Raw genomic sequence first — 8,397 nt, forward strand, 5'->3', positions numbered from 1 at the left:
CGTACCGAGCGTCCGTCCTATGGTGACCGTGCGCCGCGCACCGACCGTCCGGCCTACAACAACGACCGCCCGGCTCGTACCGAGCGTCCGTCCTATGGTGACCGCAACAGCGCTCCCCGCGCCGAGCGTCCCTCGTATGGAGACCGCGCCCCGCGCAGCTTCGAAGACCGCGCCCCGCGCCGCTCCAACGATGACCGCCCGCCCCGTCGCGACTTCGGCAACGACCGTCCCAGCGACGGCGACAGCAAGTTCTACCCGAAGCGCAGCGAAGAGGGTGTCAAGCCCACCTTCGCCGGTGGCGAAGACGTCGTCCTCGAGCGTCTCGAAGCCATTGCAACGACCGCGTCCGACGTTGTCGGCGTAACCTTCGGCGACCTCGGCCTCGGCGAGAACATCGTTCGCGAGCTCGCCACCCTCGGCGCTCCGGCCCCGTTCCCGATCCAGGCCGCGACCATCCCCGACGTTCTCGCCGGTCGCGATGTACTCGGCCGTGGCAAGACCGGATCCGGCAAGACCATCGCCTTCGCTGCTCCCCTGGTTGAAAAGCTCATGGAGAACAACGGCGCCAAGGACCGCAAGCACGCCCGCAAGCCGCGCGCGCTCATCCTGGCCCCGACCCGTGAGCTCGCGCTGCAGATTGACCGCACCGTGCAGCCCATCGCCCGCAGCGTCGGCCTCTTCACCACCCAGATCTACGGCGGAGTTCCGCAGTACCGTCAGGTGAGCGCCCTCCAGCGCGGCGTCGACATCATCGTTGGCACCGCCGGACGCATCGAAGACCTCATTGACCAGGGTCGCCTTGACCTGAGCGAAGTCGTTATCACTGTGCTCGACGAGGCCGACTACATGTGCGACCTCGGATTCCTCGAGCCCGTGCAGCGCATCCTGCGTCAGACCAAGGCCGGCGGCCAGAAGTTGCTCTTCTCCGCCACCCTCGACAAGGGCGTTGCCTCGCTGGTCAAGGAATTCCTGACCAACCCGGCCGTGCACGAGGTCGCCGGCGAAGACCAGGCGTCCTCCACGATCGACCACCGCGTGCTCGTCATCGAACACCGCGACAAGAGCCGCATCATCGAAGAGCTCGTCAACCGTGAGGGCAAGACGCTCATCTTCAGCCGCACCCGGGCCTACGCTGAGCAGCTCGCCGACCAGCTCGAAGACGCTGGGGTCAAGGCCACCAGTCTGCACGGTGACCTCAACCAGGCCCGTCGTACCCGTAACCTGCAGATGCTCACGAGTGGCCGGGTCAACGTGCTCGTCGCAACGGATGTCGCTGCTCGCGGAATCCACGTTGACGACATCGACCTGGTCATCCAGGCCGACGCCCCCGACGAGTACAAGACGTACCTGCACCGTGCCGGCCGGACCGGCCGCGCGGGCAAGACCGGAACCGTCGTGACGCTCATCCCCAAGCAGCGCAAGCGCCGCATGGACGAGCTGCTCGACCGTGCCGAGATTGACGCGAGCTACACCTCCGCCACCCCCGGTGACGCGGCTGTACGCGAACTCGCCAACATCTAGCATCCGTTTGAACTAAAAGGGGCACTCGCCAACCGGCGGGTGCCCCTTTTTCGCGCCCGGCGCCCAGCGGGTTGTGCGAACCCGGCCGCGTCTGCCAGAATTACTTTCCGAACGATCGGTAAGTTAGCGATCGTTCCCGCAGCCACACGCAGACACCGTCGTCAGGAGAGAATATGGCCGAGGCCTACCTCGTTGGAGGAGCACGCACCCCCGTAGGCCGCTACGGCGGAGCGTTGGCCACGGTTCGTCCCGACGACCTAGCCGCGCTCGTCGTCGGCGAGGTCGTACGCCGCGCCGGCATCGACCCCGGCCTGATCGAGGAGATCATCTTCGGCGCCGCCACCCAGGCCGGCGAAGATAACCGCAACGTCGCCCGCATGGCAGGGCTGCTCGCCGGGCTGCCCGACCACGTACCCGGAATTACCGTCAACCGGCTCTGCGCCTCCGGAATGTCCGCCATCACGATGGCCGCCCAGGCGATCCGCGCCGGCGACGCCGACGTCATGATCGCTGGCGGCGTCGAATCAATGACCCGCGCACCCTGGGTGCAGGCCAAGCCCGAGCGCCCCTGGGCCAAGCCCGGCGCCCAGTTCGACACCTCCATCGGCTGGCGGTTCGTCAACCCCAAACTCGCCGCCCGCGACAAGGCCACCTTCTCCATGTCGGAGACGGCCGAGGAGGTCGCCCGGCTCGACGGCATTACCCGCTTAGAAGCGGATGCCTTTGCCCTCCGCAGCCATCAGCGCGCCGCTGCCGCGATCGATGCTGGCCACTTCGTTGACGAAATCGTCGGCGTGCCCACCAAAAAGGGCGAGGTGCTCGTCGATGAGGGCCTGCGCCGGGACACCACCCTCGAGGGCCTCGCCGCCCTGCGCCCCATCGTCGCGGGCGGCTCCGTCGTCACGGCCGGCAACGCGAGCTCGCTCAACGACGGCTCCTCGGCGATTCTGGTCGCGAGCGGTGAGGCCGTGAAAAAGTACGGCCTGACGCCGCGCGCCCGCGTCGTCGTCGGCGCGAGCGTCGGCCTGGCCCCCGAGATCATGGGCCTCGGCCCGGTCGTCGCCACCCAGCGTGCCCTCGAGCGCAGCGGCCTCGACATCGCCGACCTCGGGGCGATCGAGCTCAACGAAGCCTTCGCCACCCAGTCCATCGCCTGCATCCGTCGCCTCGGCCTCGATGAGGAGATCGTCAACCGGGATGGCGGGGCGATCGCGCTCGGGCATCCGCTGGGATCAAGCGGAGCGCGCCTGGTCGTGACCCTGCTGGCCCGCATGGAACGGGAAAATGCCGGGCATGGCCTCGCCACGATGTGCATCGGCGTCGGCCAGGGCTCGGCCCTCATTCTGGAGCGGGTCTAGTGTCGAAAGGCACGGCCGCCGTAATCGTCACTGTGGAGGATATCTGATGTCTGTTTCTGAACTGGAGCTCGGTGATCGCGGCGAATACGGCGTGCCCGACCGGGTTGGCGTGCTCGGCGGCGGGCGCATGGGCGCCGGCATTGCCCACGCTTTCCTGCTGGCCGGTGCCCACGTGGTACTGGTTGAACGCAACGACACCGAAGCGGATACCGCGCGCGAGCGTGTGCTGCGCGCCGTCGACGCGAGCATCGCCCGCGGGGCCACCGGCGAAACCCGCCCCGAACTCGAGGCCCGCCTCGCCGTCGGCGCCGACGTCGGTCTGTTCAGCGACCGGGAACTTGTCGTGGAGGCCGTCCCCGAGATACGCGCGCTGAAGGTCGACGCCCTGCAAAGGGTCGAAGCAGAGCTTCCCGATGACGCCGCGCTCGCCAGCAACACCTCCTCGATCTCGATCGACGACCTCGCCTACGAGCTGAAACGTCCGGCCCGCTTTCTCGGCCTGCACTTCTTCAACCCGGTTCCCGCCTCGAACTTGGTCGAACTGGTCACCGGCAGCGCGACCTCGGCTGAATTGGTAGCGGATGCCCAAAGCTGGGTCTCCGCACTCGGCAAGACTCCGATCACCGTCAGCGATGCCCCCGGATTCGCCTCCTCCCGGCTCGGAGTGGCCCTCGGACTCGAGGCCATCCGCATGCTCGAAGAGGGAGTCGCGAGCGCCTCGGATATCGACGCCGCCATGATGCTCGGCTACAAGCATCCGGTTGGACCGTTGAAACTGACCGACCTGGTGGGGCTCGACGTGCGGCTCGGAATCGCCGAATACCTGCACAAACAGCTCGGCGCCCGCTTCGAACCGCCCGCGCTGCTGCGCAAACTCGTGGCCGAGGGCAAGCTTGGCCGCAAGTCCGGCCAGGGCTTCTACCGCTGGGACGAAGCCTGATGGCCAACCCCGCCGCCCCGACAGTGCAACCCGACCTTAGGAACGTCACCATTCCGCTGGTCGAAATCTCGACAGGCTCGATCCAAGGCCTGAATATCGAGACCGCCATTCCGACAACGCGACCCAATCTCGAAAACGCACCCCGTACGCCCGCCGAGGAGACCCCATGACGACCATTCTGCCCAGCTACGTCCAGGGCGCCTGGTGGACCCCCAATACCGAAGATAACGCGGTCGATGTCTGCGACGCCTCCACCGGTGACGTCGTCACCCGGGTCAGCACCCACGGCCTCGACCTCACCGCAGCGCTCGAGTACGCCCGCACGGTCGGCCAGAAATCCCTCGGCGAGCTCACCTTTCACCAGCGTGCCGTGCTGCTCAAGCAAATGGCGCTGCTGCTGACCGAGCATAAGAAAGAGCTCTACGCGCTCTCCAGCCGGACCGGCGCCACCAAGGTCGACTCCTGGGTCGACATCGACGGCGGCATCGGCGTGCTGTTCAGCTACTCCTCGAAGGGCCGCCGGGAGCTGCCGAATGCCCGCGTCTACGTTGACGGGCCGGTCGAGCCGCTCTCCAAGGACGGCTCCTTCATCGCCCGCCATATTTACTCCCGCCTGCCCGGCGTGGCCGTGCAGATCAACGCGTTCAACTTTCCGGTCTGGGGCGCCCTCGAGAAGTTCGCGCCGGCCTTCCTGGCCGGCGTGCCCACCGTGGTCAAGCCCGCGACGCCCTCCGGCTACCTGGCCGAGGCCTTCGTGCGCATCCTCGCCGACTCCGGCCTGCTGCCCGAGGGCTCGCTGCAGCTCGTTTCCGGCAGCGTGCCGACCCTGTTCGACGACGTGCGTCTCGGCGACCTCGTCGCCTTCACCGGATCGGCCTCGACCGCCGAGAAACTGCGCGCGAGCGACTCCGTGCAGACCGGCGGAGTGCGCTTCACCAACGAGACTGACTCGATCAACGCTTCGATTCTCGGAACGGATGCCGCCGCCGGAACCCCCGAATTCGACGCGTTCGTCAAGCAGGTCGTCACCGAAATGACAGTCAAGGCCGGCCAGAAGTGCACCGCCATCCGCCGCGTCATCGTGCCGCGTGCGGTCATGGACGACGTCGTCGCGGCCGTCCAGGCGCGCATCACCGAACGCATCGTGCTCGGTGACCCCCGGGCCGATGGCGTCACCATGGGCCCGCTCGCCTCCACTGCCCAGCGCCTCGAGGTGCTCAAGCAGGTCGCTCGCCTGCAGGAGGCCGGCGGCAAGCTGGTCGTCGGCCAAAGGGATGCCCCCGCTGTGCTGCACGCGGATGGCACGATCGCGCCCGCTCCCGACGGTGCCTTCGTCGAGCCGTTGCTGCTGCGCTTTGACGACGCGTCGGCCGCCGCCGTGCACGAGGTCGAGGCCTTTGGCCCGGTCTCGAGCGTGCTCGGCTACGACACCATCGATGAGGCCATCGCCCTCGTTCGGCGCGGCGGCGGATCACTCGTGACCAGCATCGCCACGCACGACCCGTCAGTGGCCGTCGCCCTGATGACCGGCATCTCGGCCTTCAACGGTCGGGTGCTCGTGCTCGACCGCGATGACGCCCGCACCTCGACCGGGCACGGTTCGCCGGTGCCGCAGCTCGTGCACGGCGGCCCAGGCCGGGCCGGCGGCGGCGAAGAGCTCGGCGGCATCCGCGCGGTGCTGCACCACATGCAGCGCACCGCCATTCAGGGCTCACCCGAGATGTTGACGGCCATCACCGGGATCTGGCACCAGGGCGCGTCGGCGCGAGCCGGCGACACGCATCCGTTTCGAAAGAGCCTGGCCGAACTCGTAATCGGCGACCAGATCGTCTCGGACTCGCGCACGGTGACCCTTGGGGACATCGAGACCTTCGCCCAGTTCACCGGCGACACCTTCTACGCCCACATGGACGAGGAGGCGGCCGCAGCCAACCCGTTCTTCCCTGGCCGGGTGGCGCACGGCTACCTGCTCGTCTCTTGGGCCGCTGGCCTGTTTGTCGATCCGGCACCCGGGCCGGTACTCGCCAACTCCGGCCTCGAGAACCTGAAGTTTGTCACGCCGGTTTCGCCCGGCGACAGTATCCGCGTCGCGCTCACCGCGAAGCAGATCACTCCGCGCGAGACCGACGAGTATGGCGAGGTGCGCTGGGATGCCGTGCTGACCAACCAGAACGACGAGCTGGTCGCGTCCTACGACGTGCTCACCCTGGTTGCCAAGCACTAACTTCCAACAGGTAATTCGGGCGGGCCCGCGCATCGAGCGCGGGCCCGCAGTCGTGAGCTCGGTCCGCGGTCGGGCGCGCCCCTCGGTCGTGATTGAGCCCGCTCGCTACACGGGCAGGGGCACGGTGGTTCCGCGCGTGGACGCACGGGCGGTGACGGTAGTCCTGGGTCGCGGCGACAGAGGCGTGTCCGGCATGGAGTCGTCCTCGCTCACTATGACGAGTCCCTGGGCGCTGTTGGCCGAACGGCTCAGGTCTTCGATCCACTGGCGGTTGAGGGTGGCCGCCTGACCTCCCACGAACTTGAAGTAGAGCGGAATAGCGGGATTGAGCCAGATCGAACTGCGCCCGGACCCCACCTCAGCGGCATCGCGCCAGGACAGCAGAAAGCTCTCGCCGCGGCGCAGCTTCTGAACGATCACCAATTGCAGGTGGGCCAGGGTGCGGTCGTCGATCTCCACGATGACTCGGTCATACGTAAGAGAGCCCATGAGTGCCTTCCAATCAAAATCAGCAATGTCGCCTCGTCTCAGTATCTCGGCCGCGCCAGGAGAGCACTAGAGGCCAACGGCCTCACTTGCACCCCCAGTTCGTTCCGGGTTGGGCTCCAGTTCGTCCGAGGCCTGGGCCCGGAACCTGAGCCCAGCTTAGAAACTGGGCCCGCGTTCGTAGGGTGGGCCCGGCATCCGCTCAGCACTCTCGTGATTCAACCGGCGTCGTCGTCTGTGGTGCCGGCGCGAACGCGCGCGATCGTCTCCCAGGCTGCCACGGCAACCAGAATGACCGAGGTCGCGACGCCCAGCCCGAGCGGAGTCACGAGGGCGGCGGCCGCACCGGCCACGGCGAGCGCGGCAATTCCGACGACGTGCGACACAAGCACGGTGCGCGCGACGATCCAGCGAAACAGCAGCAGCCCGACGAGGTAGAACAGCGGCCCACCGACCAGGGTGACGGCCACCGGAAGTGTCATGACATCCTCCGGATGCTCGAGCACTGATTTGTCCGCGACCGAGGTCAGCACGATTCCGGCGATGACGATCGCGTGCACGTAGGTATAGGCGAGTCGAGCGATGCGGCCCGGCTCGCTCGACGCGGCGATTGCCTTGCTCCCGGCACGCTCCCCGTGATCGAAATAGAGCCACCACATGGCCACGCCGTTCACAAAGGCGAGAAACAGACCGGCAATCCCCAAAGCGGATGCCTCCTGGTCGACAAATGCAAACCCGGTCACCAAAAAGGACTCGCCGATCGCGATGATCACGAACAGGGCGCTGCGCTCGGCAATATGCGGGCCGGAGACATCCCAGTCGTCGACACCGGGTGCTTTCAGCCCGGGAACGCGAAACCCGAGGCTTGCGGACCCGTACTCGATGGCGAGGGCGATGAGCCAGGCCGGCAGGCGATAGGTCAGCGGCAGCAGCGCCCCGACGATCCAGAAGGCGCCGGCTGCCGACAGCCAGAGCAGAATGCGCAAAAACGTCGCGTGCAGGGCCGGATCGTGCCGGGCGAGGGCCAGCACCATGAACACCGTGCGCCCGAGTTGCAAGGCCACATACGCGATGGCGAAGATCAGCCCCTGATCACCGAAGGAATCGTAGATCGAGGTACTGATCACGAGACCCACGAGGGAGAGGCCGATGACGACACCGCGCACCGGCAGCCTGGCCGGATCGAGCCAGTTGGTCACCCAGGTCGTATACACCCACAGCCACCACAGGGCGAGCACGAGAATGATCGACTCCAGTGCACCCACCCAGGACTGGTTGGCATACAAATAGCGCGAGAGTTGAGTCAGCGCAAAGACGAAAATGAGGTCGAAAAACAACTCGATGTAGGTGACGCGCTCGCTGCGCTCGGTGTCCTCCGGCCGCAGCAGGCTTCGCCGAAACCCGAGACGCAGAATCCAGGCGCGATGCTCAAACGGATGCTGCTGCGTCGTCTTCGATGATCGGTTCACGTCCCCAGTCTCCCGCAAGCCCCCGACATCCGCAGTTCCAATTCCGCTCCCATGCTTCAGCCCTCCTATAAGCGTCCCCGTATGCCGGGCCGCGCACTCACTTCTGCACGGGGCCGGTCCCGGTCTAGAAACTGAGTCCACGTTCATACGGTGGGCCCGGCTGCCCGGCCATCGCGGGTCGGTCTGCGGAACGCGCCCCTTTTCGTTGATCGAGCTTGTCGAGATTGCCATACGACCGGCGTGAGCTGGTCTGCGTTGCCGGCCCTGCGGCTGGGTGGGGGAGTGGGTGCGGAGCGGTGCGACACGCCCGGGTGGGGGGCGTTTTGACGGGTGGGTGGTCTGGCCGTAATGTATCTATACGTACCCCAAAGGTGCGGAAAGCCGCAGTGCTTTCCGGCC

General features: G+C 66.9%; 6 protein-coding genes. 4 read left to right on the top strand and 2 right to left on the bottom strand.

Going from position 1 to position 8,397, the window contains the following annotated elements; genetic code table 11:
- From E3T31_RS17145 to paaZ, 4 genes are all read left to right on the top strand, one after another.
- Positions 1-1,521: DEAD/DEAH box helicase (locus E3T31_RS17145; RefSeq protein WP_241978078.1), on the top strand; the 1,521-nt coding region annotated here is incomplete at its 5' end.
- 173 nt (positions 1,522-1,694) lie between these two features.
- Positions 1,695-2,879 carry a thiolase family protein gene (locus E3T31_RS17150; protein WP_134470603.1) on the top strand — a complete coding sequence of 395 codons (1,185 nt, stop codon included), beginning with the start codon at positions 1,695-1,697 and terminating at the stop codon, positions 2,877-2,879.
- Between the two features lie 46 nt (positions 2,880-2,925).
- The gene (locus E3T31_RS17155) at positions 2,926-3,819 is read left to right on the top strand and encodes a 3-hydroxyacyl-CoA dehydrogenase family protein (RefSeq protein ID WP_134470605.1); all 894 of its coding nucleotides are present in this window, start codon (positions 2,926-2,928) and stop codon (positions 3,817-3,819) included.
- Positions 3,820-3,985: 166 nt separating this feature from the next.
- Positions 3,986-6,043: a phenylacetic acid degradation bifunctional protein PaaZ gene (paaZ, locus tag E3T31_RS17160; RefSeq protein WP_134470607.1), complete on the top strand. Its 2,058-nt coding sequence runs from the start codon at positions 3,986-3,988 to the stop codon at positions 6,041-6,043.
- Positions 6,044-6,148: 105 nt separating this feature from the next.
- Here paaZ and E3T31_RS17165 read toward each other — a convergent pair whose 3' ends face one another.
- Both E3T31_RS17165 and E3T31_RS17170 read right to left on the bottom strand, forming a co-directional pair.
- Positions 6,149-6,532 (bottom strand): ATP-dependent DNA ligase, encoded by a 384-nt coding sequence (locus E3T31_RS17165; RefSeq protein WP_241978079.1) that lies wholly within the window; start codon positions 6,530-6,532, stop codon positions 6,149-6,151.
- A 215-nt stretch (positions 6,533-6,747) separates the two neighbouring features.
- Positions 6,748-7,998, bottom strand: coding sequence for a low temperature requirement protein A (locus E3T31_RS17170; protein ID WP_166788551.1), 1,251 nt, complete (start codon positions 7,996-7,998; stop codon positions 6,748-6,750).
- Positions 7,999-8,397 lie beyond the last annotated feature (399 nt).

Source organism: Cryobacterium sp. TMS1-13-1 (assembly GCF_004403125.1).
Classification (GTDB): domain Bacteria; phylum Actinomycetota; class Actinomycetes; order Actinomycetales; family Microbacteriaceae; genus Cryobacterium; species Cryobacterium levicorallinum.